The organism is Nocardioides sp. Z43_10, assembly GCF_059766615.1.
Genome location: NZ_JCBAJY010000006.1, coordinates 70,704 through 96,495 on the forward strand (window position 1 = coordinate 70,704; position 25,792 = coordinate 96,495).

The 25,792-nt window shown below is 73.3% G+C and carries 15 protein-coding genes; 7 read left to right on the forward strand and 8 right to left on the reverse strand.

The genetic code is table 11. From position 1 onward, the window contains the following. The first annotated feature begins 140 nt into the window (after window positions 1–140). Entirely contained in the window at window positions 141–1,136 is a 996-nt protein-coding gene (locus tag AC6EI4_RS12390) for a GmrSD restriction endonuclease domain-containing protein (protein ID WP_498451647.1), read from the forward strand. 183 nt (window positions 1,137–1,319) lie between these two features. Here the strand turns inward: AC6EI4_RS12390 and AC6EI4_RS12395 are convergent, their stop codons facing one another. Further along, a complete protein-coding gene (locus AC6EI4_RS12395) occupies window positions 1,320–1,730 on the reverse strand; it encodes a hypothetical protein (RefSeq protein WP_498451648.1) in 411 nt (136 codons plus the stop codon). A gap of 300 nt (window positions 1,731–2,030) precedes the next feature. Here AC6EI4_RS12395 and AC6EI4_RS12400 point away from each other — a divergent pair, with 300 nt between their 5' ends. Continuing rightward, window positions 2,031–6,887 carry a CLIPPER-2 domain-containing protein gene (locus AC6EI4_RS12400; protein WP_498451649.1) on the forward strand — a complete coding sequence of 1,619 codons (4,857 nt, stop codon included), beginning with the start codon at window positions 2,031–2,033 and terminating at the stop codon, window positions 6,885–6,887. A gap of 4 nt (window positions 6,888–6,891) precedes the next feature. On the opposite strand, the gene AC6EI4_RS12405 is transcribed toward AC6EI4_RS12400, so the two are convergent. The 3 genes from AC6EI4_RS12405 to AC6EI4_RS12415 are packed head-to-tail and all read right to left on the reverse strand — an operon-like array spanning window position 6,892 to window position 9,579. Next, window positions 6,892–7,701: an ABC transporter permease gene (locus AC6EI4_RS12405; protein ID WP_498451650.1), complete on the reverse strand. Its 810-nt coding sequence runs from the start codon at window positions 7,699–7,701 to the stop codon at window positions 6,892–6,894. Continuing rightward, window positions 7,701–8,726 carry an aliphatic sulfonate ABC transporter substrate-binding protein gene (locus tag AC6EI4_RS12410; protein ID WP_498451651.1) on the reverse strand — a complete coding sequence of 342 codons (1,026 nt, stop codon included), beginning with the start codon at window positions 8,724–8,726 and terminating at the stop codon, window positions 7,701–7,703. The genes AC6EI4_RS12405 and AC6EI4_RS12410 overlap by 1 nt, the downstream gene beginning before the upstream one ends. Window positions 8,727–8,766: 40 nt before the next feature. Next, window positions 8,767–9,579: an ABC transporter ATP-binding protein gene (locus AC6EI4_RS12415; protein WP_498451652.1), complete on the reverse strand. Its 813-nt coding sequence runs from the start codon at window positions 9,577–9,579 to the stop codon at window positions 8,767–8,769. Between the two features lie 147 nt (window positions 9,580–9,726). Between AC6EI4_RS12415 and uvrA the strand changes: the two genes are divergently transcribed. The 3 genes from uvrA (at window position 9,727) to AC6EI4_RS12430 (ending at window position 16,650) form a co-directional block, all read left to right on the forward strand. Then, a complete protein-coding gene (gene uvrA / locus AC6EI4_RS12420) occupies window positions 9,727–12,177 on the forward strand; it encodes an excinuclease ABC subunit UvrA (protein WP_498451653.1) in 2,451 nt (816 codons plus the stop codon). 231 nt (window positions 12,178–12,408) lie between these two features. Then, window positions 12,409–14,232, forward strand: a complete 1,824-nt coding sequence (gene recQ, locus AC6EI4_RS12425; protein WP_498451654.1) for a DNA helicase RecQ — start codon at window positions 12,409–12,411, stop codon at window positions 14,230–14,232. Between the two features lie 81 nt (window positions 14,233–14,313). Further along, window positions 14,314–16,650 (forward strand): heavy metal translocating P-type ATPase, encoded by a 2,337-nt coding sequence (locus AC6EI4_RS12430; protein WP_498451655.1) that lies wholly within the window; start codon window positions 14,314–14,316, stop codon window positions 16,648–16,650. A gap of 3 nt (window positions 16,651–16,653) precedes the next feature. Here AC6EI4_RS12430 and AC6EI4_RS12435 read toward each other — a convergent pair whose 3' ends face one another. From AC6EI4_RS12435 to AC6EI4_RS12450, 4 genes are all read right to left on the reverse strand, one after another. Next, window positions 16,654–17,691 (reverse strand): hemolysin family protein, encoded by a 1,038-nt coding sequence (locus AC6EI4_RS12435; protein ID WP_498424250.1) that lies wholly within the window; start codon window positions 17,689–17,691, stop codon window positions 16,654–16,656. After that, the gene (locus AC6EI4_RS12440) at window positions 17,684–19,009 is read right to left on the reverse strand and encodes a hemolysin family protein (RefSeq protein WP_498424249.1); all 1,326 of its coding nucleotides are present in this window, start codon (window positions 19,007–19,009) and stop codon (window positions 17,684–17,686) included. Before AC6EI4_RS12440 ends, AC6EI4_RS12435 begins: the two co-directional genes overlap by 8 nt. Before the next feature lie 109 nt (window positions 19,010–19,118). After that, on the reverse strand, window positions 19,119–21,281 hold the full coding sequence (locus AC6EI4_RS12445; protein ID WP_498451656.1) for a SpoIIE family protein phosphatase: 2,163 nt from the start codon (window positions 21,279–21,281) through the stop codon (window positions 19,119–19,121). A 96-nt stretch (window positions 21,282–21,377) separates the two neighbouring features. Then, entirely contained in the window at window positions 21,378–22,826 is a 1,449-nt protein-coding gene (locus AC6EI4_RS12450) for an aminopeptidase P family protein (RefSeq protein WP_498451759.1), read from the reverse strand. A gap of 57 nt (window positions 22,827–22,883) precedes the next feature. Between AC6EI4_RS12450 and AC6EI4_RS12455 the strand changes: the two genes are divergently transcribed. Both AC6EI4_RS12455 and AC6EI4_RS12460 read left to right on the forward strand, forming a co-directional pair. Further along, window positions 22,884–24,005 (forward strand): PrsW family intramembrane metalloprotease, encoded by a 1,122-nt coding sequence (locus AC6EI4_RS12455; RefSeq protein ID WP_498451657.1) that lies wholly within the window; start codon window positions 22,884–22,886, stop codon window positions 24,003–24,005. After that, entirely contained in the window at window positions 24,002–25,792 is a 1,791-nt protein-coding gene (locus AC6EI4_RS12460; protein WP_498451658.1) for a dynamin family protein, read from the forward strand. Before AC6EI4_RS12455 ends, AC6EI4_RS12460 begins: the two co-directional genes overlap by 4 nt.

Sequence of the window (25,792 nt, forward strand, 5' to 3'; positions counted from 1 at the left end):
GGCCCGCGATGGTCCGGAATGGAACGGTTCGGCGCGCACCCGTCCCTTTGACCGCGTTCTCGCCCGCTCCGGTCCGGGGGCGGCGACACTTGGCGCTGCCCGGTGAGACAGATTCCCTCGCCGGAGGCGAGAGGGTGAGGATGCGACGAGGTACCTGGGCGATCGCGGCAGCGCTGGCAGTTCTGGCCTTCACCACCGGTTGCCAGGAGGACACCGTCGTCGGCGCCGTTGAGGTCCAGAGCGAGGACGCCACCTCGGCCTCGGCCCGGCCTACTGGGCAAGGGACGACCTCCCCGCAGGCGACGGACCCCACCGCGCCCGCGAGCACTGCTACGACCGTGGCCGAGCCGCGCGGAGAAGCGCTCGATGCGCTCGCTGGCCTCGAGGTCAAGGGCCGCGCGCCGATGACCGGCTACGCCCGCGACCTGTTCGGCCCGGCGTGGCTGGACGCGGACCGCAACGGATGCGACACCCGCAACGACATCCTCACCGCCCACCTGGCCGGGATCCGCAGCGAGAACTGCCGGGTCCTCACCGGAGTGCTGGATCCCGAGGCCTACACCGGAGCACGCATCGACTACGTCTACGGGGACGGCACCCTCCTCGATATCGACCACGTCGTGGCCCTAGGCAACGCATGGGCCACCGGTGCGACGCCGTGGGACATCAAGATGCGCGCCGCCTTCGCCAACGACCCGCTCAACCTCTTGCCCGTCGACGCCTCCGCGAACCGCACCAAGGGCGACGGTGACGCCGCCACCTGGTTGCCGCCCAACAAGGCTTACCGCTGCGACTACGTGGCCCGCCAGGTCAGCGTGAGAATGAAGTACGAGCTGTGGGTCACCGCTGCGGAGAAGGACGCGATCAGCCGGGTGCTGACCAGCTGCCCCGACCAGGCGCTCATCGTGGACTCGATCCGCGCGCCGGTGCGGGTGAATCAGAACGTGACCACTCCGGCCCCGAAGCCCTCTCCGAAGCCCGCGCCGGCCCCCAGCGCCCCCGCGGCGCCGCCCGCGCAGGTCTACTTCACCAACTGCGACGCCGCCCGCGCTGCAGGCGCCGCCCCGGTCCGCCTCGGCGGTCCCGGGTACGGCACCCATCTCGACCGCGATGGCGACGGCGTCGGCTGCGAGTAGCAGCCGGGCGATAGCCTCCACCCGCCGGAGGCCGGGGCCAGAGGGCTGACGTAGCCCAGTCCGACGAGGACGGGGGCCTCGATGGGTGGGCCGACGACGCCGGCGAGGGCTTGGCCGCTGGTGACGCCGAGACCGCGATTGAGACAGCGAGGGCAAGGTCGAGATTGCCCGGCTGTCCTTGGTTCAACGGGAGGGCGGCTGCTTCTGCCACGGCTCCTGCGGCCGGGGCGGCGGAGCGGAAGGCTGCGGGGCGCCCTGGGGTGCCGACCTCAGCGGCGGCTGCGTGGGCGGGCGGTATCTCGGTGCCGGGGTGAGGACGAGCATCAGCAGGCCCGCGAGGGCGGTGCCCCCGCCGACCACGGTTCCGACGATCAAGCGTTCCCACGACTGGCGCACGCAGGAGTCGATGATGCCTTGCTCGATCCTCTGCACCAGCGGGCCCGAGTCTTCTGAGGCCTCGGTCACCAGGACGCGCAGCGCCGGGGGCCCGCACGAGGTGCTCTCACCCATCACGGTGACGCTCGGCGGGATGGCGGCGAGCCCGACGAACACCATGAATGCGGCAAGCAACGTCAGCGCGCCGGCGACCTTCATGTGCGTCACCCTAGGGGTGCGGCTGCGGGTCTGGGGCTGATCCGGGTGCTGAGGTCGCCAGCGCTCCCCGAGGAGGCCCCGGCGGGCCCGCCGCTCGCCGTACCGGTGGGCGACCGGACAGGCAATACCTGATGTTGTCGGGCGAAGTTTCGGCCGACAAGATCAGCGTTCCCCGGCCGGCCGGGGAAACCGGCAGCCCCCGGCCACCCCCGAGATCGTTTTCGCCCGCTCTGTTGTCAATGCGGCGTTCTGCCCTGACAGTGGAGTAGGTGTGATCCACGCCACTCGGGAGGAGACGCCGTGCTGAGAGTTCGCCGGGCGACCGTCGCGGCCGCAGTCTGTGCGGTAGCGGCAGCGACGCTCTCGGTCGTCCCTGATGCGGCGCGCGCCCCGGCGTACGCCGACCCGCCGACCGGTGGCACCACGATCGTGGAGGAGACGTTCACCGGCTCCTCCGTGCCGGATCCGGCGTGGACGGCCCAGGGCACCACCTGCCTGACCGGCGCCACCGCGGCCCCGCCCGCCGGCGCGGCCCAGATCCCGACGTGCCGGACGCATCGGACCGGCCCGGTGCCGGCGATCGGTGCGACTCCCGGCTACCTGCAGCTGACGGACGCGAGCCTGCAGGCCGCGGGCAGTGTGCTGTACAACCGGCCGATCCCGGCGACGGCGGGGGTGACGATCACCTTCGACCAGTACCAGTACGGCGGCACCGGGGCCGACGGCATCGGCTTCTTCCTCGTCGACGGCGCCGTCGACCTGACGCGGACCGGAGCGCCTGGCGGCAGCCTGGGGTACGCCCAGCGGACCGCCGAGGGCAGCGTCGACGAGCCGGGTATCGAGGGCGGGGTGCTCGGGGTGGGGCTGGACGCCTTCGGCAACTACTACGACGACGGCGAGAGCCGCGGGAGGGGCTGTCCCGAGGGGGAGCGCTCGCCGTCGACCGCGGAGGGGGCGGTGGCTCCGAACGTGATCACGCTGCGTGGCCCGGGGGAGGGCCTCATCGGGTACTGCTACCTCGCCTCGACGACGCCCGCGGACGCTGAGGACCCCGACAAGCCGGGCACCACGCTCAACGGCGGCACCGGGACGCTGCGGGCCGGTACGCGCGCCGGGTCCTGGCGCCAGGTGAACGTCACGGTCACCCCCGCGCCCGACCCGCGCATCATCGTCCAGGTCCGCTACAACCCCGGAGTCGCTGGTGACCCGTGGATCACCGAGCTCGACGTACCGGCGCCGCCGGACCTGCCGAGCACCTACAAGTTCGGCCTCTCGGGCTCCACCGGCGGTCAGACCGACGTTCACCTCATCCGCAACGCCGTCGTCCGGTCGGTCAACCCCCTCGCCGAGCTGACGCTGGAGAAGCAGGTCGACCGCAGCGCCGGCACCCTGCCCGCGGTGATCACCGCCGGCACGGTCATCCCCTACCAGTACACCGTCACCAACGCCGGCACCGAGACACTGTCGACCCTGGCAATCGCCGACGACACGATCACCGGCCCGATCACCTGTGACGCCAGCACGCTCCCTCCAGCGCCGGCGGCCGGCTCGACCACGGTGTGCCGCGGCAGCTACACGGTCACCGCGGACGATGTCGCTGCCGGCGAGGTCGTCAACACCGCCACCGCGAGCGCGGTGAACCCGGGCGGCGACACGGTCACCTCGCCGGAGGCCACGGTCACCGTCCCGCTCATCTCGCGCCTGGACCTGACCAAGACCGTACAGACCGATCCGCCGTACGCCGCCGGCCAGGAGGTCGAGTACCTCTACACCGTCACCAACACCGGCGGGTCCACGGTGACGAACATCGCCGTCAGCGACGACCGCGTCTCCTCCGAGGCGCTGCTGTGCGAGGCGAACGTGCTGGCCCCGGGGGCCTCGACCACCTGCACCGGCACCTACACCGTCGACACCCGCCAGGCCGACGCCTCCGGCGCCATCGTCAACACCGCGGTCGCCACCGGGGAGTCCCCGGCCGGCCAGGCGGTCGAGTCGCCCGAGGCCCAGGCCACGATCGGGGTCAACACCGACATCGCCGTGACCAAGACGGTCGACGACCCCACCCCGAGCGTCGGTGACACCGTCACCTTCACGGTCACCGCCACCAACAACGGACCCGCGGCCGCGACCGACGTCGTCCTCACCGACCAGTTGCCCGAGGGCCGTCTCACGCTGCTCAGCTCGAGCACCGGGGGACCACAGCCGTCCACGTACACCCCCGGCACCGGCATCTGGTCGATCCCCGCGCTGGCCGTCGGGAACGCCGTCACGCTGACGATCACCGCCCGGGTCGACACCAACAGCGTGGTGTCGAACACCGCCAGCCTGACCCGGCTCACCCAGCTCGACACGAACGACGCCAACAACACCGCCACCGTGACCCTGAACCCGGCCTCGCTGGACCTGGCCGTGACCAAGCAGGTCATCGGCTCCCAGGAGGTCGCGGCCGGGGAGACGGTCACGTTCCGGGTCACCGTGACCAACGACGGGCCTCGCCCGGGCACCGGGATCACGCTGAGCGACGCGTTGCCGCCGGGGCTGACCTACCGGCCCGGTGACTCCTCGGGCACCGGCACCTACACGCCGGCCACCGACACCTGGAACGTCGGGGCGCTCGCGGTCGGCGAGTCCGCGTCGTACGACTTCGTCCTGGACACCACCAGCGTCGGAACGTTCACCAACGTGGTCAGCCTGGCGACCGTCTCCCCGGCGGACATCAACAACGCGAACAACTCGGCCTCGGCCACGGTCCAGGTGCGCACGCCGCAGGCCGACCTCGTCGTGGTCAAGGGGGTGACGCCGCAGGAGGCGGTGGTGGGCGACACCGTCACCTACTCGGTGACGGTCCTCAACCGCGGCCCCGACCCGGTCCGTGGCGTGTACGTCACCGACACCGGCCCCGAAGGCGTGACCTTCACCGCGAGCGACCCGTCCCAGGGCACCGTGGACCTGGACGGAGCCCGGTGGGACGTCGGTGCTCTGGCCTCCGGTGCCTCCGCCGAGCTGTTCGTGACCGCCCGGCTCGACACGGTGGGAACCAAGGTCAACGTCGTCGTCGTCGACGCGCCGCTGCTCGACGACCCCACACCGGAGAACAACGAGTCCACCGCCACCCTGACCACCCTGGCACCGGCCGTCGACGTCGGCGTCACCAAGACGGTCGCGCCCGCCGACGGCTCCGGGCCGGTCTCGGCCATCCCGCTGGGCCAGGACGTGGTGTTCACCCTGACCGCGACCAACAACGCGGTGGAGGGGCAGAGCGCCGCCACGGTCACCAACGCGGAGTTCGCCGACGTCCTCGACGAGGGGCTGACGTTCGTGTCCTCGACCGGCGACGGCACCTTCGACCCCGACACCGGTGTCTGGAGCGTCGCCTCCATCCCGGTCGGGACCACCGTCACCCGCACCATCCGGGCCACCGGCACCGTCGTCGGCCAGCGCGCCAACACCCACGCCCTGAGCAGCCTCGACCAGCGCGACACCGATCCCACCAACAACTCCGCCGAGGCCACCGCGACCTTCGTGGAGCTCGCCGACCTCGAGATCACCAAGAGCGCCGACCGGGAGGTCGCCCAGCCCGGCGACACGGTCGTCTACACGATCACCGTCACCAACAACGGCCCCAACGCCACCGACGACACGATCACCGACGACCCCGCCCTGATCCGGGCGAACATCACCGGCCACGAGACCGACAACGGCACCTTCGACGAGGAGACCCACGCCTGGACCATCCCGCGCCTCGAGGCCGGCGAGACCGCGACCCTCACCGTCGACGTGCTGATCGGTCCCCGCGCACAGGGGAACTACACCAACCTGGTCGCCATCCAGGAGTCCCGGGTGGACGACCCCGATCCCGACAACAACACCGCAAACGAAGAGCTGTTCGTGCCGGCCGCGGACATCGCGGTCACCAAGACCGTCGACGACCCCAGCCCCAGCGTCGGCGACACGGTCGTGTTCACCGTCGGGGTCCGCAACCTCGGTCCCGACGCCGCCGACGAAGTCTCGGTCGCCGACCTGCTTCCCGCCGGGCTGACCTACGTCAGCAGCACGGCGAGCGTGGGGACCTACGATGCCGCGACCGGTGTCTGGGACATCGGTGGCCTCGAGCCGCTCGACCTGCCGGCGACCACGGACCAGGCGGTGCTGCGGATCACCGCGCGCGTCACCGGCGACGGCACATTCACCAACACCGCCTCCTCCGATCGCGAGGGCGCCGGCCCCTACGACCCCGACCCCAGCAACAACACCGACTCGGTGTCGGTCTCCACGACCCAGCCCCAGCCCGGCACCAGGCCGCAGATCGAGACCCGCACCTCGGACAAGCGGGTCAGGCCCGGGCGGCCGTTCTACGACCGGGTCCGCCTCACCGGGCTCGCGCGGGGGACGACGGTGCCGGCCACGGCCCGCCTCTACGGTCCCTACGCGTCCCGCGCGGCGGCGACCTGCCGGCCGGGGGACCTGGCGCGCACGGTGACCTGGCGTGCGGGGGCGGGGTGGAGCCGGACGCGGGCGGTGCGGGTGCGCGCGCCGGGCGTCTACACCTGGCAGGTGAGCACGCAGCAGACCGCCGCGAACGGCTCCGCCACCAGCCGGTGCGGGCTCGCCGCGGAGACCACGACGGTGGCCAAGCGGCAGTACCCCGCTCCGGTGGTCAACGGCGGGTTCTCCGGCACCCTGCCGCGCTCCGGGTCCGAGCGGCAGGCGCCGACCCAGGTGCGGGCTCCCGCCTTCGGCCTCAACGCGAGCGTCGTGGCCACCACGGTCCGGCGCGGGCAGGTCGTTCTGCCCGCCGACGTCGCCCTGACCAGCTGGCTGCGCCGCTCGGCCGGGTTCGGTGACCGGATCGGCGCCGCCGTGGTGGCCGGTCACGTCTCGGACCGGCGCGACCGGCCTGGCGCGATGTGGGGCCTGAGCCGCGCCAAGCGCGGTCAGGTCGTCACCGTGGCCAAGGGCGCCACGACCTACCGCTACCGGGTGAGCAGCACCGCCAAGTTCGACCGGACGCGGCGCCTGCCGCAGCGGTACTTCACCACGACCGGCGCGCACCGGCTGGTGCTGATCAGCTGCACCGACCGGGTCGTCTACGGCAACGGACGCTTCCACTACACCAAGTACCAGGTGGTCATCGCCAAGCCGGTCGGCGGGCAGTAGGCACTCAGGCCCAGCGGCGCACCGCCCACCGCTCCACCAGCCCGAGCGCGGCGTCGCTGGCCTTGCCGAGCGCGGCCAGCAGCACGATCGCGAGCAGCAGGCGGTCGGTGCGACCGTTGTTCTGCGAGTCGGTGAGCAGGTAGCCCAACCCCTGCGAGGAGGCGATCAGCTCGGCGGCGACCAGGAAGAGCCAGGCTTGGGCGAGGGCGAGACGCAGGCCGGAGAAGACCGCGGGCACCACCGCGGGCAGCTGGACCGTGCCCAGCAGTCGCAGGCCGCGCAGCCCGAACGCCCGGGCCGCCTCGAGCACCTGCCGGTCGACGTGGCGCAGCGCCAGGTAGACGGTGGTGAAGACGGGGAAGGTGGCGCCGATCGCGATCAAGGTGATCTTGGAGTCCTCGCCGATCTTCATCCAGAGGATCAGCAACGGCACCCACGCCAGTGACGGTACGGCGCGCAGCGCGCCGATCGTCGGCGCCAGCAGCAGGTCGGCCACCCGGGACAGGCCGACCAGCGCGCCCAGGCAGATGCCGATGGTGGCGCCGATCGCGAAGCCGATAAGCACCCGCTGGGTGGAGATGTGCACGTGGCTGATCAGCTCGTCGCGCTGCAGCAGGCCCCGAGCGGCGTCGACGACCGCGCCCGGCCCCGGCAGCTGCACGGCCGAGAACACCCCGGCCGCGGTGCTCAGCTGCCACAGGGCCAGCAGCGCCGCCGGGAGCAGCGCGCCCCCGACCACGCGGACGACAGGATGGCTCAGCCACCGCTCGCCGCGGTCGGGGACGGGCCGGGCGCGGACCTCGGTCGCGCTCATCAGCCGGCGTTGTCCGGATCCGCGGCGGCGGCGTACTCGTCCTCGAGCAGCTCCTCGAGCGCCTCGTCGATGCTGCTCTGGTCCTCCACGTCGCCGGACTCGACGAAGATGGGGCCCACCTTGGCCAGCACCTCGAGCTGCGCCTGGCCGGGCACGTGGTCGAAGTCCAGGGTGGTCCGCTCGGTGAGCACCGTGCGCGCCACCTCCTCGTCGACGCCGGCCTCCGCGGCCAGGATCGCCACCGCCTCCTCCGGGTTCTCCAGCACCCAGGCGCGCGCCCGGGCGTAGGAGTCCACGACCGTCTGGGCGAGCTCGGGCTCCTCCTCGAGGAACTCCTCGGTGGCGTTGAGGAAGCCGAAGGTGTTGAAGTCGACGTTGCGGTAGATCAGCTTGGCGCCGTCGACCTCGGCGGCGGCCATGATCGGGTCCAGGCCGGCCCACGCGTCGACCGCTCCGTTGCTCAGGGCGGCGGCGCCGTCGGCGTGCTGGAGGTTCTCGACGGTGACCTGGGCCGGGTCCACCCCCTCGGCCTCCAGCGCCTGGAGCAGGAAGAAGTAGGGGTCGGTGCCCTTCGTCGCGGCCACCTGCTTGCCGGCGAGGTCCTTGACCGAGCGGATCTCGGAGTCCGCGCCGACGACGATCGCGGCCCACTCGGGCTGGGAGTAGATGTCGATGGCCCGGATCGGCGAGCCGTTGGCCCGGGCCAGCAGGGCTGCCGAGCCGGCCGTGGAGCCGACGTCGATCGCTCCCGAGCGCAGCGCCTCGTTGGCCTTGTTGGAGCCGTCGGACTTGACCCAGGTGACGTCGACGCCGTCGTCGGCGAGTGCGTCCTCGAGCCAGCCCTTCTCCTTGATCACCAGGCTCAGCGGGTTGTACGTCGCGTAGTCGATCTCGAGGGCGCGCCCGCCGTCACCGGCGGCCTCGCCCTCGGCGCAGCCGGCGAGCGCCAGCACGGCGCCCCCGGCGATCAGCAGGGCCAGGGTGCGGATGGGGGAGGGGCGGGCGGCGCGGGCGGTGGTGGTCATGCGTGGTCCTTCGGGCGAGTCGGGCGGATGGGGTGGGAGGTCACTGGCGATGGGCGTCGACGCCCAGCCGTTCGAGGAGCCGGCCGCGGATCCGGGCCAGCTCCTCGGACCCGCGGTCGCGAGGGCGCGCGCCAGGAACGGTCAGCGAGTCGAGGACGCCGGCGGCGGGCTCCCGGCCGGCTCGACCCAGCACCACCACGACGTCGGCCAGCTGGAGCGCCTCGTCGACGTCGTGGGTGACCAGCAGCACCGTGGTCGGAGTGGATCTGTGCACGGCGAGCAGCAGGTCCTGCATCTTCATCCGGGTCAGTGCGTCGAGCGCCCCGAACGGCTCGTCGAGCAGCAGGACTCCCGGGCGGCGGGCCAGCGCCCGGGCGAGGGCGGCGCGCTGGGCCATGCCCCCGGAGACCTCGCGCGGCCGGTGCCCCGCGGCGTCGCGGAGCTCCACGAGGTCGAGCAGCTCGGCGACCCGCCGGCTCCTCTCGCGCCTCGGGGTGCTGCTGGCGAGCCCCAGGGCGACGTTGTCGCGCAGCGTGCGCCAGGGCAGCAGCCGCGGCTCCTGGAACGCCACCCCGCACCGCGCGTCGTAGCGCTGGACGCGCTCCTGGCCGATGAGCACCTCGCCCGCGCTCGGCAGGTCCAGGCCCGCGGCGGCGCGCAGCAGCGTGGACTTGCCGCAGCCACTCGGGCCGAGGAGGGCGACGACCGAACCCGGGGCCACCGTCAGGTCCACCCCGCGCAGCACCTCGTGGGCGGCCGCGCCGGTCCCGAAGGTGCGGCCCACCGACCGGAAGGTGAGGGGGAGCGCCTCGGTGGCCTCGCCCACCGCCACGGCCGCGCGTGGCGCCGTCACACGCCGAACCGCAGGAGCGAGCATCGTCGCCGCACCTCCTTCTGTTTAATGTCTACTGACTTACTGCATATTAGTAGCACAGTTCCGTTCCTGCTCAGGGCAGGCGCTCCTGGTGTCCGCTTCGGAAGCGTCGGATAGACAGTGGGGATGAGCATCGAGGAGCGGGACGGCTACGTGCGCGTCCGGGGAGCACGCGAGCACAACCTGCGCGACGTGGACGTCGACCTGCCGCGCGACGCGATCGTCGCCTTCACCGGGGTGTCCGGCTCGGGGAAGTCGTCGCTGGCCTTCGGGACGCTGTACGCCGAGGCGCAGCGCCGCTACTTCGAGTCGGTCGCGCCGTACGCGCGTCGCCTGCTGCAACAGGTCGGCGCACCGCACGTGCGGGAGATCTCCGGGCTGCCGCCGGCGGTGGCGCTGCAGCAGCGACGCGGCGCGGCCAGCTCCCGATCGACGGTCGGCACCATCACCACGCTGTCCAACCTGCTGCGGATCCTCTACTCGCGGGCCGGGACCTACCCGGCCGGAGCCGGACACCTCGCCGCCGAGGCGTTCTCGCCGAACACCGCCGCCGGCGCCTGCCCCGAGTGCCACGGGCTCGGGGTCGCCCACGACGTCGCCGAGGACCTGCTGGTCCCCGACACCTCGCTGAGCATCCGCGACGGTGCGATCGCCGCCTGGCCGGGAGCCTGGCAGGGCCACAACCTGCGCCGGGTCACCAAGAACCTGGGCATCGACGTCGACCGGCCCTGGCGCGAGCTGTCGCGCCAGGACCGGGACTGGCTGCTGTTCACCGAGGAGGAGCCCTCGGTACTGATCCGGCCGCAGGACAAGGACGGCGGCGGGGGGCGCGACTACATGGGCACCTTCCGCAGCGCCCGCAGCCACGTGCGCCGGGTGCTCGCCGGGTCGCCGAGCGAGAAGATGCGCGAGAAAATGCTGCGCTTCGTGCGCAGCACCCGCTGTGCGGCGTGCCAGGGCAGCGGGCTGCGGCCCGAGGCGCTGGCGGTGACCTTCGCCGGGGCGTCCATCGCACAGGCCAACGCGCTGCCGTTCCTCGAGCTCGCCGAGCTGCTGCGCCCCTGCGTCACCGATGACGTCGACGACGTCGCCGGGAGCATCAGCGGGGACCTCGTCGCCCGGATCGAGGTGCTGGTGGACCTCGGCCTGGGCTACCTCTCGCTGGGACGCGGCTCGACCACCCTCTCGCCCGGCGAGGCCCAGCGCCTGCGGATCGCCACCCAGCTGCGCTCGGGCCTCTTCGGCGTCGTCTACGTCCTCGACGAGCCCTCCGCGGGGCTCCACCCGGCCGACGCGGAGCCGCTCCTGGCGGTGCTCGACCAGCTCAAGGCCGCGGGCAACTCCCTGTTCGTCGTGGAGCACGACATGGACGTCGTACGGCGAGCCGACTGGGTGGTCGACATCGGGCCGGCGGCCGGCGAGGGCGGCGGCCAGGTGCTCTACTCGGGCCCGATCGCCGGGCTGGAGAAGGTCGTGGAGTCGCCCACCAGCGCCCACCTCTTCGGCCGCGCCGAACGGTTCGTGCGCGAGCCACGGACGCCGTCGGACTGGCTGCACCTGGGCGGGGTCTCGCGGCACAACCTGCAGGACGTCTCGCTGGACCTGCCGCTGGGCGCGCTGACCGCCGTCACCGGCGTCTCCGGCTCCGGGAAGTCCACCCTGGTGACCCAGGTGCTGGCCGAGGTCGTGCGCCGCCACCTCGGCCTCGCCCCGGCCGAGGGCGACGAGGACGACGACGCCCCGGCCGTCCTCGACGTCGACGTCCGCGAGGCCCGGGGCGTCGACTCCTTCGACCGCCTGGTGGTCGTCGACCAGCGCCCGATCGGTCGGACCCCCCGGTCCAACCTCGCGACGTACACCGGCCTGTTCGACGCGGTGCGCCGGCTGTACGCCGCCACGCCCGAGGCCAAGGCGCGTGGCTACGGCGTCGGACGGTTCTCGTTCAACGTCGCCGCCGGGCGCTGCGAGACCTGTCAGGGCGAGGGCTTCGTCTCCGTCGAGCTGGTGTTCCTGCCCAGCACCTACGCGCCGTGCCCCACCTGCCACGGGGCGCGCTACAACGCCGAGACCCTCCAGGTCACCCACCGCGAGCGCACCATCGCGGACGTGCTGGCGATGTCGGTCGACGACGCCGCCGAGTTCCTCAGCGACGTGCCGGCGGCGGCGCGCGGCCTGCAGACCCTGCGCGAGGTCGGCCTGGGCTACCTGAGGCTGGGCCAGCCCGCCACCGAGCTCAGCGGCGGCGAGGCCCAGCGGATCAAGCTGGCCACCGAGCTGCAGCGCACGAACCGGGGCCACAGCCTCTACCTGCTCGACGAGCCCACCTCGGGTCTGCACCCGCGCGACACCGACCTGCTGCTGCGTCAGCTGCACCGCCTGGTGGACGCCGGCAACACCGTCGTGCTGGTCGAGCACGACCTCGACACGGTCGCCACCGCCGACTGGGTGGTGGACCTCGGCCCCGGCGGGGGCGACAACGGCGGACGGGTGGTCGCCACCGGCACCCCGCGCGACGTGGCGGCGGCGGGCGTCGGGCTCACCGCGACGTACCTGGCGCGCCGTCTGGCGCAGCGCTAGGGCGGCTGCGTCCGGGGTTCCCGGTGTGCCCGCTGGGGCTCGAGCGATCTGAGGTGACTCCTGGGGTAGGGCCGGGTGTCAACCACTGATGTTGTCGGGCGAAGTTTCGGCCGACAACATCAGGCTTCCCCGGTCGGCCGGGGAAACCGACAGCCCCCGGCCACCGACCCCCCGGCTGTCCTGTGGAGCCGGGTTTCGCCAACCGCAGGCCGGCCGGGCACGATGTCGCCCATGACGTTGACCTCTGCGGCCACCGCGCTGGACGTGCTGAGCACAGTCTTCGGCTACCCGTCGTTCCGGGGCGAGCAGGCCGAGATCATCGAGACGGTGTGCGCCGGCGGCGACGCGCTGGTGCTGATGCCCACCGGCGGCGGCAAGTCGCTGTGCTACCAGATCCCCGCCCTGGTCCGCCCCGGCACGGGCGTGGTCATCTCGCCGCTGATCGCGCTGATGCAGGACCAGGTCGACGCGCTCGCCGCGCTCGGCGTCCGCGCCGCGTTCCTCAACTCCACCCAGTCTGGCGAGGAGCGGCGCCGGGTCGAGGCGGCGTACGTCGCGGGCGAGCTGGACCTGCTCTACCTGGCGCCGGAGCGGCTCTCGGCGCGCGACACCCTGGGCTTCCTGGACCGCGGACGGATCGCGCTCTTCGCGATCGACGAGGCGCACTGCGTCTCGGCCTGGGGACACGACTTCCGGCCCGACTACCTGCAGCTGGCGGTGCTCGGGGAGCGCTGGCCCGACGTGCCCCGGATCGCGCTCACCGCCACGGCCACCGCCGCCACCCGCACCGACATCGTCGCCCGGCTCAATCTCGGCGGGGCCCGGACGTTCGTGTCGAGCTTCGACCGACCCAACATCGAGTACCGCATCGTCGCCAAGGACAACCCGCGCGGCCAGCTCCTCGCCCTGCTGCGCGAGGAGCACCCCGGCGACGCAGGGATCGTCTACTGCCTCTCGCGGCGCTCGGTGGAGGAGACCGCGAAGTTCCTGACCAAGAACGCGATCCCGGCGCTGCCCTACCACGCCGGCCTGCCGGCCGAGGTGCGCGCCGCCCACCAGTCCCGGTTCCTGCGCGAGCCGGGCCTGGTGATGGTGGCCACCATCGCCTTCGGGATGGGCATCGACAAGCCCGACGTGCGCTTCGTGGCCCACCTCGACCTGCCCAAGTCGGTCGAGGGCTACTACCAGGAGACCGGCCGCGCCGGCCGCGACGGCCAGCCCGCCACCGCCTGGCTGGCCTACGGCCTCGCCGACGTCGTCCAGCAGCGCAAGATGATCGACTCCTCCGAGGGCGACGCCGCGCACCGGCGCCGGCTCGGGCAGCACCTGGACGCGATGCTGGCGCTGTGCGAGACCGTCGAGTGCCGCCGGGTCCAGCTGCTGGCCTACTTCGGCCAGCAGGCGGCGCCGTGCGGCAACTGCGACACCTGCACCGCGCCGCCACAGACCTGGGACGGCACCGTCGCGGCCCAGAAGCTGCTCTCGGCGGTGGTCCGGCTCGCCCAGCGCCAGCAGCGCTACGGCGCCGGGCACGTCATCGACATCCTCCTCGGCAACGAGACGCCGCGGGTCGTCCAGCTCGACCACACGACGCTCACGGTGTTCGGGGTCGGCGCCGACCTCTCGGCCGCCGAGTGGCGCGGGGTGGCCCGCCAGCTCCTGGCCCAGCGGCTGCTGGCGGTCGGCAACGACGGCTACGGGACCCTGGAGGTCACCGAGGAGTCCTGGGAGGTGCTGCGCGGCGACCGGTCGGTGGCCCTGCGCCGCGAGGCGCCGAAGGCCGCCCGGGTGCGGTCGGCCAAGCGGTCCAAGGCGGCCGACACCGTCGTGCTGGACGCGCCCGCCGAGGCCGTCTTCGAGAGGCTGCGCGCCTGGCGGGCGGCCACCGCCAAGGAGGCCGGGCTGCCGGCGTACGTCATCTTCCACGACGCCACGCTGCGCCACGTCGCCGCCGCGTCGCCCGCGACGCTGGAGCAGCTGGGCACGATCTCGGGGATCGGCGCCGGTAAACTCGAGAAGTGGGGCGCCGCGCTGCTCGAGGTGGTCGCGGCCTAGCCTCTGCCCGCGGGACCTAGGACCCTGGAGCGCCGGGGCGCGGGCGATGAGGCTGGGAGATCGCTCCAGGAAAGAGGACCCATGCCCGCCGTGGACAGATCCGAGCACGTGCCGATGCTGTTCTTCGTCTCCTCGGCGGTGCTGCTCGGGCTGGGCGGGCTCGCCTGGGCGCTGGAGCGTGACCCGCTCGCCACCGGCCTGTGGGTGGCCGGCGCCGTCCTCGGGCTGGCCCTCTCCACCTGGACCACGGCCGCGGCGCTGCGCCGGCGCGAGCCGAGCGTCGACGTCATCGCGGTGCTCGCGCTGGTGGGTGCGCTGGTCGTCGACGAGGCCTTCGCCGGCGCGATGATCACCGTCATGCTCTCCAGCGGGCAGTTGCTCGAGGCGCGCGCGGACCAGCGCGCCCGGCGCGAGCTGAGCCTGCTGGTCGAGCGGGCCCCGCGGGTGGCCCGGCGCCGGGTGGGCGACGCCGTGACCCAGGTGCCGATCGAGGAGGTCGGCACCGGCGACCGGCTGCTGGTCGGCACCGGAGAGGTGGTGCCCGCCGACGGGCGCCTCACCTCGCCCGCCCTCCTCGACGAGTCGGCGCTCACCGGGGAGCCGCTGCCCGTCGAGCGGCTCGCGGGGGAGGACGTGCGCAGCGGTGTGCTGAACGCCGGCGGCCCCTTCGAGCTGGTCACCTCGGTGGCCGCCGCGGAGTCGTCGTACGCCGCGGTGGTGCGCCTGGTCGAGCAGGCACAGGCCTCCTCGGCGCCGCTGGTGCGCACCGCCGACCGGTTCGCGATGCTGTTCGTGCCGCTGACCCTGCTGCTGGCGGGGGCGGCCTGGCTGCTCACCGGCGACCCGGTGCGCGCGGTGGCCGTGCTGGTGGTGGCCACGCCGTGCCCCCTGCTGCTGGCGGCGCCGGTCGCGATCATGTCGGGGCTCTCGCGCGCCGCCCGGGTCGGCGTCGTGGTCAAGGGCGGCGGGGCGCTGGAGAGGCTGGCCGAGGGTCGGGTGGTGCTCTTCGACAAGACCGGCACGCTGACCCGGGGACGCCCGACGCTGCGCGACGTGGTCGTCGCCGGCGAGGGGCCCGACGCCGACGAGGTGCTGCGCCTGGCCGCATCCCTCGACCAGGTCTCCGCGCACGTCCTGGCCAGTGCCATCGTCGCCGCCGCCTCGCAGCGCGAGCTCGCCCTGGAGATGCCGCTCGAGGTGGTCGAGGAGCACGGCTACGGACTGCGGGGCACGGTCGGCGGCCACGAGGTCAGGGTGGGCAAGTCCGCCTGGATCCTGGGTGCCACCCCGCCCGCCTGGGCCCGGCGGGTGCGCCGGCGGGTCGAGCTGGACGGGTCGCTGAGCGTCTACGTCGCCGTCGACGGCGTCCCCGCAGGGGCGCTGCTGTTCGAGGACCCGATCCGCCCCGGTGCCCCCCGGACGATCCGGGCGCTGCGCCGGGCCGGCCTCGAGCGGGTGGTGCTGGTCACCGGCGACCACACCGACACCGCCGAGATGGTGGGTCGCATCGTCGGCGCCGACCGGGTGCTCGCCGAGTGCGACCCGGCCGACAAGCTGGCCGCGCTCGCCCAGGAGGCGGCCCACGGCCCCACGATCATGGTCGGTGACGGCATCAACGACGCGCCGGCGCTGGCGGCGGCCGGCGTGGGGGTGGCGCTGGCGGCCCGCGGCGCGACGGCCTCCTCGCAGGCCGCGGACGTCGTGCTGACGGTGGACCGCATCGATGCGCTGGGCGAGGCGATCGTGATCGCCCGCCGCTCACGGCGCATCGCCCTGCAGGCGGTCTGGGTGGGCATGGGCCTCTCCCTGGTGGCCATGGTCGCCGCCGCCCTGGGCTGGCTCGCGCCGGCCGTGGGCGCGGTGGTCCAGGAGGTCATCGACGTGCTGGCGATCGGGATCGCCCTGCGCGCGGTGCTGCCCGGTCGCGCGGGCGCCGTGACGATGCCGGCGGCCGATGTCGCCACCGCGCAGCGGCTGCGCGCCGAGCACGACGCGGTGCTCCCGGTGGTGGAGCAGTTCCGCACGGTCGCCGACACGCTGAGCACGCAGGCCGCAGACCTGGGGCCTGCGCGCGCGCTGATGGTGCGCCTGGACGAGGAGCTGCTGCCGCACGAGCGGGACGACGAGGCCGTGCTCGTCCCCCTGCTCGAGCGGGCCGGCGGCGGGAGCGAGGCCGCGATGGCGCTGAGCCGTACCCACGCCGAGATCGAGCACCAGGCGACCCGGCTGCGCCGGCTGCTGGGGCTGCTCGAGGGCGCCGCGCCCGAGGCCGAGGACGTCGTGGAGCTGCGGCGCCTGCTCTACGGCCTCTACGCGATCCTGCGCCTGCACAACGCCCAGGAGGAGGAGGAGGCGTTCAGCCTGCTCGCCGAGCGCCCGCTCCCGGTCGGGGCGCAGAGTCCCGCCCCGACCGGGTGAGCCTCACGGGCGGATCGCGTCGTTCACCTTGCCCACGAGCACCTCGAGCACGTCCTCGAGGAAGAGCAGGCCCAGCGTCGAGCCGTCCGCGTCGACGCTGCGCGCCACGTGGGCGCCGTGCTGGCGCATCCGGGCCAGCGCGTCCTCGATCTCGGTGTCGCGTGGCACGGCGATCAGCCGCCGGATCCGCTTGGCGGGCACCGGCTCCTCGAACGCCGCGCCGCCGATGTCCATCACGTCCTTCATGTGCAGGTAGCCGGCCGGGCGGCCGAGCTCGTCGGTCACCACGTAGCGCGAGTGGCCGAACTCCAGGACGGCCCGCTGGACATCGGCGGGGGTGGTCCCGGCGGGCAGCAGCACCATCTCGGCGAGGGGGACGTCGACGTCCGCGACGGTCTTGTCGGTGAACTCGAACGCCCCGGCCAGCGTGCCGGAGCGGTCGGTGAGCGTCCCCTCGCGCCGCGACTGCTCCACGATGCCCGCGACCTCCTCGAGGGTGAACGTGCTAGTCGCCTCGTCCTTGGGCTCGACGCCGAAGGCGCGCAGGACCAGGTTCGCGATCCAGTTCAGGGTCCCGATCACCGGCCGGAAGACCCGGGAGACCAGCACCAGCGGGGGCGCCAGGATCAGCGCGGCGCGGTCGGGCACCGAGAACGAAAGGTTCTTCGGGACCATCTCCCCGAACACCACGTGCAGGTAGGTCACCAGCACCAGGGCGATGACGAACGCGGCGACGCTGATCAGGTCCGCCGACAGCGGCGTCAGGCCCAGCGGGTGCTCCAGCAGGTGGTGGATGGCCGGCTCGGAGACGTTGAGGATCAGCAGCGAGCACACGGTGATGCCCAGCTGGCTGGTGGCCAGCATCAAGGTGGCGTGCTCCATCGCCCACAGCGTCGTGCGGGCGGCGCGGCTGCCCTGCGCGGCGAGGGGCTCGATCTGCGAGCGGCGAGCGGAGATGACGGCGAACTCGGCGCCGACGAAGAACGCGTTGCCGGCCAGCAGCACGACCAGCCAGGCGATCCCGGGCAGGTACTCACCCATGGGCGATCTTCTCCTCGATCTCGGAGGGAACGAACTGCAGCCGGACGATCCGTGGACCGTCCAGGCGCTCGACCCGCAGGGTTCCGCTGTCGATGTGGACCTCGTCGCCGAGCTCGGGCATGTGCTCGAGCTCGGCGAGCACGAAGCCGGCGACCGTGTCCCAGCCGTCGTCCTCGGGCACCGTCACGCCGGTGCGCTCGCGCAGCTCGTCGGGGCGCCAGGAGGCGTCGAACGACACAGACCGACCGCGCCGGGTCACCCCGGACCTGGCCCGGTCGTGCTCGTCCTCGAGCTCGCCGATGATCTCCTCGACCAGGTCCTCCAGCGTGACGATCCCGGCGGTGCCGCCGTGCTCGTCGGTGACCACGGCGATCTGCAGGCCCTCGGAGCGCAGCAGGGCCAGCAGCACGTCCGCGCCCATCGCCTCGGGAACCCGGCTGGGCTCGAACATGAGGTCCGCGGCGGTGGTCGTGACGCGCTCGGGCAGGGGCACGGCGAAGGCCTGCTTGACGTGGACGAAGCCGACCACGTCGTCGGGGCCGTCGTCGAGCACCGCCAGCCGCGAGTGGCCGGTGCGCGCGGAGACGGCGATGATCTCGGCAGCGCTGTCGGTGAGGTCGACCGACGTCATCCGCACCCGCGGCGTCATCACGTCCGAGGCGTCGTAGGAGGAGAAGCGCAGGGTGCGGTCGAGCAGCGTGGCGTCGTCGTGCTCGAGCAGCCCGGCCAACGCCGAGTGCCGGATCAGGTAGGTCAGCTCGTCGGCGCTGCGCGCCCCGCTGAGCTCCTCCTTGGGCTCGATGCCCATCGCTCGGATGAGGGCGTTGGCGGTGTTGTTGAGCAGGGACACCACGGGCCTGAAGGTGGCGGTGAACGCGCTCTGGAAGGGGATCACCAGCTTGGCCGTGGCCAGCGGCACCGCCAGTGCGAAGTTCTTCGGGACCAGCTCGCCGACGACCATCGAGAAGAGTGTCGCCAGCAGGACGCCGATCACGGTGCCGACGCCGGTCACGGCAGCCTCCGGGAGCCCCGAGGCGGTGAGCGGATCGGCCAGCAGGGAGCTGACGGCCGGCTCGAACGTGTACCCCGTCAGCAGGGTCGTCAAGGTGATGCCCAGCTGGGCGCTGGAGAGGTGGGTCGAGGTGATCCGCAGTGCGCGGATCGTCGGCTCCAGCCGCTTCTCACCGCCCTCGGCGCGCTTCTCGAGGTCGTGGCGGTCGAGGTTGACGAGCGCGAACTCGGAGGCGACGAAGAGTCCCGTGCCGACGGTCAGCAACAGTCCGACCGCGAGCATCGCCCACTCGTTCAAAGTGTCCACCCCCCGACGCGGGCTGGGCTCTGGGTGAGCCGTGGGTCAGGGGGGCTGGTACTGGGAGGGTGATCGTCCATCGTGGGAACAGGCTAGCGAAAGCTCCCAACCGCCCGGTTCAGCAGGGGAGCACCGCCCACACCGTCTTGCCGACGCCGGCACCCTCGACGCCCCACTGCGCGGCCAGGGCGTCGACCAGCAGCAGGCCGCGACCGCCCAGGGTGTCGGGACCCGCGGCGCGCGGGCTGGGGTGCTGCGCCTCGCGGTCGGTGACGCAGATGCGGATCCCGCCGTCGGTCGGCACCAGCTCGAGCTCGGCCGGGCCGTGCGCGTGGATGAGCGCGTTGGTCACCATCTCGCTGACCAGCAGCGCGGCGGTGTCCTCCACCTCCGCGTGGCCCCAGTGCCGCACGGTGTCACGGGCGAACGCACGGGCGCCGGCCACGTCGGCCTCGCTGCGGACCGTCAGCCGGGCGGGGGCCGCGGCGGCGACGTCGGTGAACTGGGCGATGAGCAGTGCGACGTCGTCCTCGGGGCAGAGCATCACCCGCTCGAGCACCAGGTCGGCGGCCTCCTCCACGCCGCCGTCACCGTCGCGGACGGCGTCCAGGAGCCCGGCCACCGCGGCGTCCAGGTCGCCGGCGCGGTGCTCCACCAGGCCGTCGGTGTACAGGATCGCGCGATCGCCGGGCTGCACCCGGCCCGTCGACACCGGCCAGGTGGCGCCCGCGACTCCCAGCGGCGGTCCGGAGTCGTGCCCGACCTCGAGCACGGTGCCGTCCGCGCGTCGCAGGATCGGGAGCGGGTGGCCGGCTCGCACCAGCGCCACCAGTCCGGTGGCGGGGTCCAGGGACGCCAGGCAGCAGGTGACGATCACCCCGGCCTCCTCGACCAGCGGGTTGACCCGGGCGAGCGCGACGTCCGGGGGGTGCCCCTCGGCGAGGTAGGCGTGCAGGGCGGTGCTGACCCGTCCCATCACCGCCGCCGCGGACAGGCTGTGCCCTTCCACGTCCCCGACGACGAGGGTGACCTGGCCACCTGCTCCGAGGACCACGTCGTACCAGTCGCCTCCCACCTCTGCCCCCGCGGTGCCGGGCAGGTAGCGCACCGCCACGTCGAGGCCCGCGATGTCGGGCAGGCGCTGCGGCAGCAGCGAGCGCTGCAGGGTGGTCGAGGATTCCATCAGCTCGGCGACGTGGCGGTGCAGCTCGCGCCGGGCCGTCGCCTCCGCCTCGTGCAGGCGAACCCGCTCCAGCGTGGAGGCGAGCTGGCCGGCGACGGCCTCGAAGAAGCGGAGCTGGGAGTCGCTGAAGCCGCGCGGCTCGGTCCACTGCAGGACCAGCGCGCCGCGGGTGGAGGCGGTGACCGTCAACGGCAGGGCGAGAGCCGAGGCGATGTCGGGGAGGCTCTGCGCGAGCTCGGGATAGCGCTCGAGGAACTCGGCGCGGCAGGTGACGTGGGTGGGGGAGCCGGTCAGGGTCGCGTCGCGCACCAGCGACGGGAAGGTGGCCGGTGCGTACTGGTAGTAGGGCCCGTCGTCGGTCGCGGAGGCGGTGCGGGTGCCCAGCGAGCGGAACTCCTCGCCCTCGCGCAGGAACACCGTGATCCGCGCCGCACCGAGCTGGGAGAGCAGGGTGTCGGCCATCGCGTCCAGGGCGTGCTCGGCGGTGAGCGCGCTCGCCAGGCGCGCCGTGGCGCCCTGCAGCATGGTGAGCTTCTGCGCGGTGCGCTCGGCCCCCATCCGGGCGGTCTGCTCGCGGCTGAACAGCCGGGCGTTCTCGACGGCCACCGCGGCGTGTGCGGCGACCGCGTGGACCAGGCGCTCGGTGCTGGCGGTGAACATCGCGGGCTCGGGGTGGCCGAAGAGCAGGGCGCCGACGACGGCCCCGTGCCCCGAGACGACCGGCACCCCCAGGTAGCTGCGCAGCGGCAGGTGCCCCGCCGGCAGCCCGCCGGCGCGCGGGTCCAGCGCCAGGTCGTCGACGCGGGTCAGCGCGGAGCCGGCGAAGGTCGGCTCGAAGAGGGCGGTGATCCGTGGCGTCGGCATCCGCTCGAACTGGGCGGCGTCGGCCCCCGAGAGCACGTGCAGGCGATAGGCGTTGCCCCGCTCGTCGACGGCGTTGTAGAAGAACGCTCCGAAGGTCGCGCCGGAGAGTCGGGTGCCGGTGTCGGTCACCGCCTGCAGGACCACCCGCAGGTCGAGGTTCGAGTTGATCGTCTCGGTCAGGTGGACGATGAGCTCGGTGGCATCGCCGCGCGAGGACGGCAATCCCTCGTCCACGATGTGTCCCGTCGTCCGTCCCGGTCGTCGGCGGGGCTCGCCGACGACCGGGAGGCTACCGGAGTCGGCTCGAGACGCGCACCGTTTCCGGGGGGCTCAGCCGCGCAGCCGGGCCATCCACTCCTCGACCGCGCCCGCCTCCCGCGGCAGCGACTCCGACAGGTTCCGCGACCCGTCCTGGGTGACCAGGATGTCGTCCTCGATCCGGATGCCGATGCCGCGCAGCTCCTCGGGCACCAGCAGGTCGTCCTCCTGGAAGTACAGGCCGGGCTCGACCGTGAGCACCATCCCCGCGGCGAGGTCGCCCTTGGGGTAGACCTCGACCGCGGCGCGCCCGCAGTCGTGCACGTCCATGCCGAGCATGTGGCTGGTGCCGTGCAGGGTCCAGCGGGCGTAGACCCGGCTGTCGGGGTCGAGCGCCTCCTGCGCCGGGACCGGAAGCAGGCCGAGGTCCTCCAGGCCGTGGGCGAGCACGCCCATCGCCGCCTGGTGGGCGCCGAGGAAGGGGGTGCCGGGCCGGACGGCGTCGATCCCCGCCTGCTGGGCCTGGAGCACCAGCGTGTAGAGGTCGCGCTGCAGGGGCGTGAACGTCCCCGAGATCGGCAGGGTGCGGGTCACGTCGGCGGTGTAGAGGTTGGTGCCCTCGACGCCCATGTCCAGCAGCGCCAGCTCGCCGGGGACCATCGGACCGGTGTTGTCGATCCAGTGCAGCGTGGTGGCGTGGCGACCGCCGCCGACGATCGAGTCGTAGCCGATGTCGTTGCCCATCGCGCGGGCCCGGCGGAAGAAGGTGCCCTCCACCCAGCGCTCCCCGTAGCGCAGCACGTTGTCCCAGTCGCGCAGGGAGTCCTCGAAGCCGAGCGCGGTGATGTCGCAGGCCGACTGCAGCTCGGCGACCTCCCACTCGTCCTTGATCAGGCGCATCTCGGAGATCACCCGGGCCAGCTCGCCGTCGCGGCTCTCGTCGGGCGCCACCAGGGAGTCCACCCGGTGGTCGACGCCGCGGTGCACCCGGGTCTTCCCGGTGGCCTCGAGCACCCGGGGCAGCTCGTCGAGGTGGCGCACCGCGATCCCCAGGGACGACGCCATCTCGTGCAGCGACGGGCGACGGCCGGCCCACAGCTCGCCGTACTGGCGGTCGCGGAAGAACTCGTCGCTGTCCCGGCTGGAGCGGGGGCGCGCGAACAGCACCGCCTCCTGGTCGTCGAGGACCAGGACCGCGTCGGTGGTCTGGTTGCCGCAGAAGTAGGTGTGCGCGGTGTCGGGGCGGAAGCGGTAGTCGGTGTCGTTGGCGCGGACCTTGAACGTCCCGGCCGGCAGCACCAGCCGCTCGCCGGGGAAGGCGTCGCTCAGCCGCCGGCGCCGCGCCGCGGCCCAGGCCGCGACGGGATGCGGCGGCAGGTCGAGCTCACGGTCGCCCCAGCCGGTGCGCATGAACGCGGCGTAGGCCTCCGGCACCGCGGGATCGTGCGACTCCGTCGCGTTCTGCGCCACCACCTCGGATTCGGGCGTGACGGCGGGATCGGTGGGCTCGCTGGAGGTCATGTCGCTCACCCACCTCACTCTACGCCGCGCCCCCGAGGGCTCCGTTAGGCTTCGCCCATGCCCGTGCGTCGCCGCGACAACGTCGTCTTCACGGCCGTCGTGGCGGTGCTGGTCGTGCTGTGCGCCCTCCCGATGGCGGTGATCATTCTGCTGTCCGGGGCCCCCTCCACGCTGTTCCTGGCGACGCTGCTCGCGGCGCTCCCGGTGGTGCCGCTGGTGGGCTGCTACCTCTGGCTCGACCGCTACGAGCCGGAGCCCCGCTCGCTGCTGGCGCTGGGCCTCGCCTGGGGCGCGTTCGTGGCGACCGCGGCGTCGTTGCTCCTCGGCGGCGTCGGTGGGCTGGTGGCCGGGTTCTCCCAGGCGGAGAGCCTCGCGGTGGTGGCCCCGGTGACCGAGGAGGCCACCAAGGGGGCGTTCCTGCTCCTGCTGCTGTGGTGGCGTCGCCACGAGCTGGACGGCGTCCTCGACGGCATCGTCTACGCCGGGATGGTCGGCATCGGCTTCGCGTTCGTGGAGAACATCCTCTACCTGGCCGCGGCGTACGACGGGACGGACGGGCTCGGGCCCGGCGGCACCGAGGCGGTGACCGGGACCTTCGTGGTCCGGTGCCTGGTCAGCCCGTTCGCCCACCCGCTGTTCACCGCGTTCACCGGGATCGGCGTCGGCATCGCGGTCAACGCGCGCTCGGGCGCGACCCGGGTGATGGCGCCGGTGACGGGGTACCTGCTGGCCGTGGCTACGCACGCGTTGTGGAACGTCTCGACCATCGACGGGTTCGGCAGCTTCGTCGCGACCTATGTGGCGGTGATGGTGCCGGTGTTCGTCGGGCTCGTCTGCCTGGCGATCTGGGCGCGCACCTCCGAGGAGCGGCTGCTGGCGTCCGCGCTGCTCGACGCCAGCGCCCGGGGCCTGCTGCCGGCCACCGACATCGGCTGGCTGGTCAACCTGGCGGCGCGTCGCCGGGCCCGCGCGTTCGCCCGGAGCCTGGGCGGCCCCGCGGCCGAGGGGGCCATGCGCGAGTATCAGCAGGCAGCGGTGGAGCTCGGCTTCCTGCACCACCGCTACCTGCGCGGCACGCCTCCGCCCGACTTCGCCGCTCGCGGCGCCGACTTCGCCGCACGGCTCTCCGCCGTGCGACCCTTCATCTCCTTCCCCGGACAGGTGGTACCTCCCCGATGACCGATCAGCCTGACCCGCCGAGCAGGACGCAGGCGGGACCCGGCGCCAGGACAGCCGAGTCGCGCGACGCGAACCGGATGCTCACCGCGCTGGTGCGCCTGCGCAGCACGCTGCAGGGAGCCCGGCTGCCGCTGGAGATCCCCCGGGTGGAGGAGCTGCGCGCGGCCCGGGCCGAGATGGTCGACCAGCTCGAGGACTACGTGATCCCGCGGCTGATGACCATCGACGCGCCGCTGCTCGCGGTGGTCGGCGGGTCGACGGGCGCCGGCAAGTCGACGCTGGTCAACTCGCTGGTCGGGCGACGGGTCACCGAGCCCGGCCTGCTGCGCCCGACCACCCGGTCGCCGGTGCTGGTGCACAACCCCGCGGACGGACACTGGTTCGGCCAGGACCGGCTGCTGCCCGACCTCGAGCGCGTCGAGCGCAGCACCAACGACCCGAGCGCCCTGCAGCTGGTGGCCTCCGACACGATCCCGCCCGGCCTGGCGATCCTGGACGCACCCGACATCGACTCCGTCGAGGAGCGCAATCGGAGCCTCGCCGCGCAGCTCCTGGCCGCCGGTGACCTGTGGCTGTTCGTGACCAGCGCGGCGCGCTACGCCGACCAGGTGCCGTGGGGCTTCCTGCGTCAGGCCGCGGAGCGCTCGACGGCGGTGGCGATCGTGCTCGACCGCACCGCCCCCGAGGCCGTCGAGACGGTGTCGATCCACCTGGCGCGGATGCTGGCCAGCCGCGGGCTGAAGGACTCCCCGCTGTTCACCGTGCACGAGGGGGCCCTGGACCAGGACGGCCTGCTGGCGCCCGAGGAGGTCGAGGACATCCGAGGATGGCTCGACTCGCTGGCCGCCGACGCCGATGCCCGCGCCGACGTGGTCCGGCAGACCCTCCAGGGCGCGATCCGCACGCTGGCCCGCCGCAGCCACGCGATCGCCGACGGCGCCGGTGAGCAGGTGGCCGCCTTCCAGCGGCTTCGGGCCGACGTCGACGAGGCCTACGACGCCGCACAGGACGACATCTCCCGGGCCACCGCCGACGGCACCCTGCTGCGCGGGGAGGTGCTCGCCCGCTGGCAGGAGTTCGTCGGCACCGGAGAGCTGCTGAAGTCGCTGGAGAACAAGGTCGGCTGGCTGCGCGACCGGATCGTCAACGCGGTCAAGGGCAAGCCGCAGCAGGCCGAGCGGGTCACGGTCGCGGTGGAGTCCGGACTGGAGACGCTGCTGCTCGAGCACGCGGAGGCCGCTGCCGAGCGCGCCGCCGGGTCGTGGCGCTCGCTGGCCTCCGGCGAGGCGCTGCTCGCCGACGCCGGTGAGGATCTGGCCCGTGCCTCGCGTGAGTTCCGTCGCCTCGCCGAGCGCGCCGTACGCGACTGGCAGCAGGGCGTGGTGGAGATGGTCCGCACCGAGGGCGCCGACAAGCGCTCGACCGCGCGGTTCCTGGCCTACGGGGTGAACGGGCTCTCGGTCGCCCTGATGGTCGTGGTCTTCGCCAGCACCGGTGGCGCCCTGGTGGTCGCGGAGGTCGGGATCGCCGGCGGGTCGGCGCTGCTGGGCCAGAAGCTGCTCGAGGCCGTCTTCGGGGACCAGAGCGTCCGGACCCTCGCCGACCGGGCTCGCATCGACCTCGAGCGGCGCGTCGCTGAGCTGCTGGAGCGCGAGCGCGCCCGCTACACCGACCTCCTGGACTCGCTGGCCATCGAGGCGAAGGCGGCCGACAACGTGCGTGCGGCGGCCCGTGCCGTGGACGACCTGCGCTTCGCCGCCGTCCAGCGTTCGGGTGAGCACAGCTGA

Excerpts from the sequence above, each read along its gene's own strand:
- AC6EI4_RS12435 (WP_498424250.1), bottom strand. The coding sequence starts at position 17,691 with ATGGGTGAGTACCTGCCCGGGATCGCCTGGCTGGTCGTGCTGCTGGCC.
- AC6EI4_RS12405 (WP_498451650.1), bottom strand. The coding sequence starts at position 7,701 with ATGAGCGCGACCGAGGTCCGCGCCCGGCCCGTCCCCGACCGCGGCGAG.
- AC6EI4_RS12450 (WP_498451759.1), bottom strand. The coding sequence starts at position 22,826 with ATGACCTCCAGCGAGCCCACCGATCCCGCCGTCACGCCCGAATCCGAG.
- AC6EI4_RS12395 (WP_498451648.1), bottom strand. The coding sequence starts at position 1,730 with ATGAAGGTCGCCGGCGCGCTGACGTTGCTTGCCGCATTCATGGTGTTC.
- AC6EI4_RS12455 (WP_498451657.1), top strand. The coding sequence starts at position 22,884 with ATGCCCGTGCGTCGCCGCGACAACGTCGTCTTCACGGCCGTCGTGGCG.
- AC6EI4_RS12430 (WP_498451655.1), top strand. The coding sequence starts at position 14,314 with ATGCCCGCCGTGGACAGATCCGAGCACGTGCCGATGCTGTTCTTCGTC.
- AC6EI4_RS12410 (WP_498451651.1), bottom strand. The coding sequence starts at position 8,726 with ATGACCACCACCGCCCGCGCCGCCCGCCCCTCCCCCATCCGCACCCTG.
- AC6EI4_RS12390 (WP_498451647.1), top strand. The coding sequence starts at position 141 with ATGCGACGAGGTACCTGGGCGATCGCGGCAGCGCTGGCAGTTCTGGCC.
- AC6EI4_RS12460 (WP_498451658.1), top strand. The coding sequence starts at position 24,002 with ATGACCGATCAGCCTGACCCGCCGAGCAGGACGCAGGCGGGACCCGGC.
- recQ (WP_498451654.1), top strand. The coding sequence starts at position 12,409 with ATGACGTTGACCTCTGCGGCCACCGCGCTGGACGTGCTGAGCACAGTC.
- uvrA (WP_498451653.1), top strand. The coding sequence starts at position 9,727 with ATGAGCATCGAGGAGCGGGACGGCTACGTGCGCGTCCGGGGAGCACGC.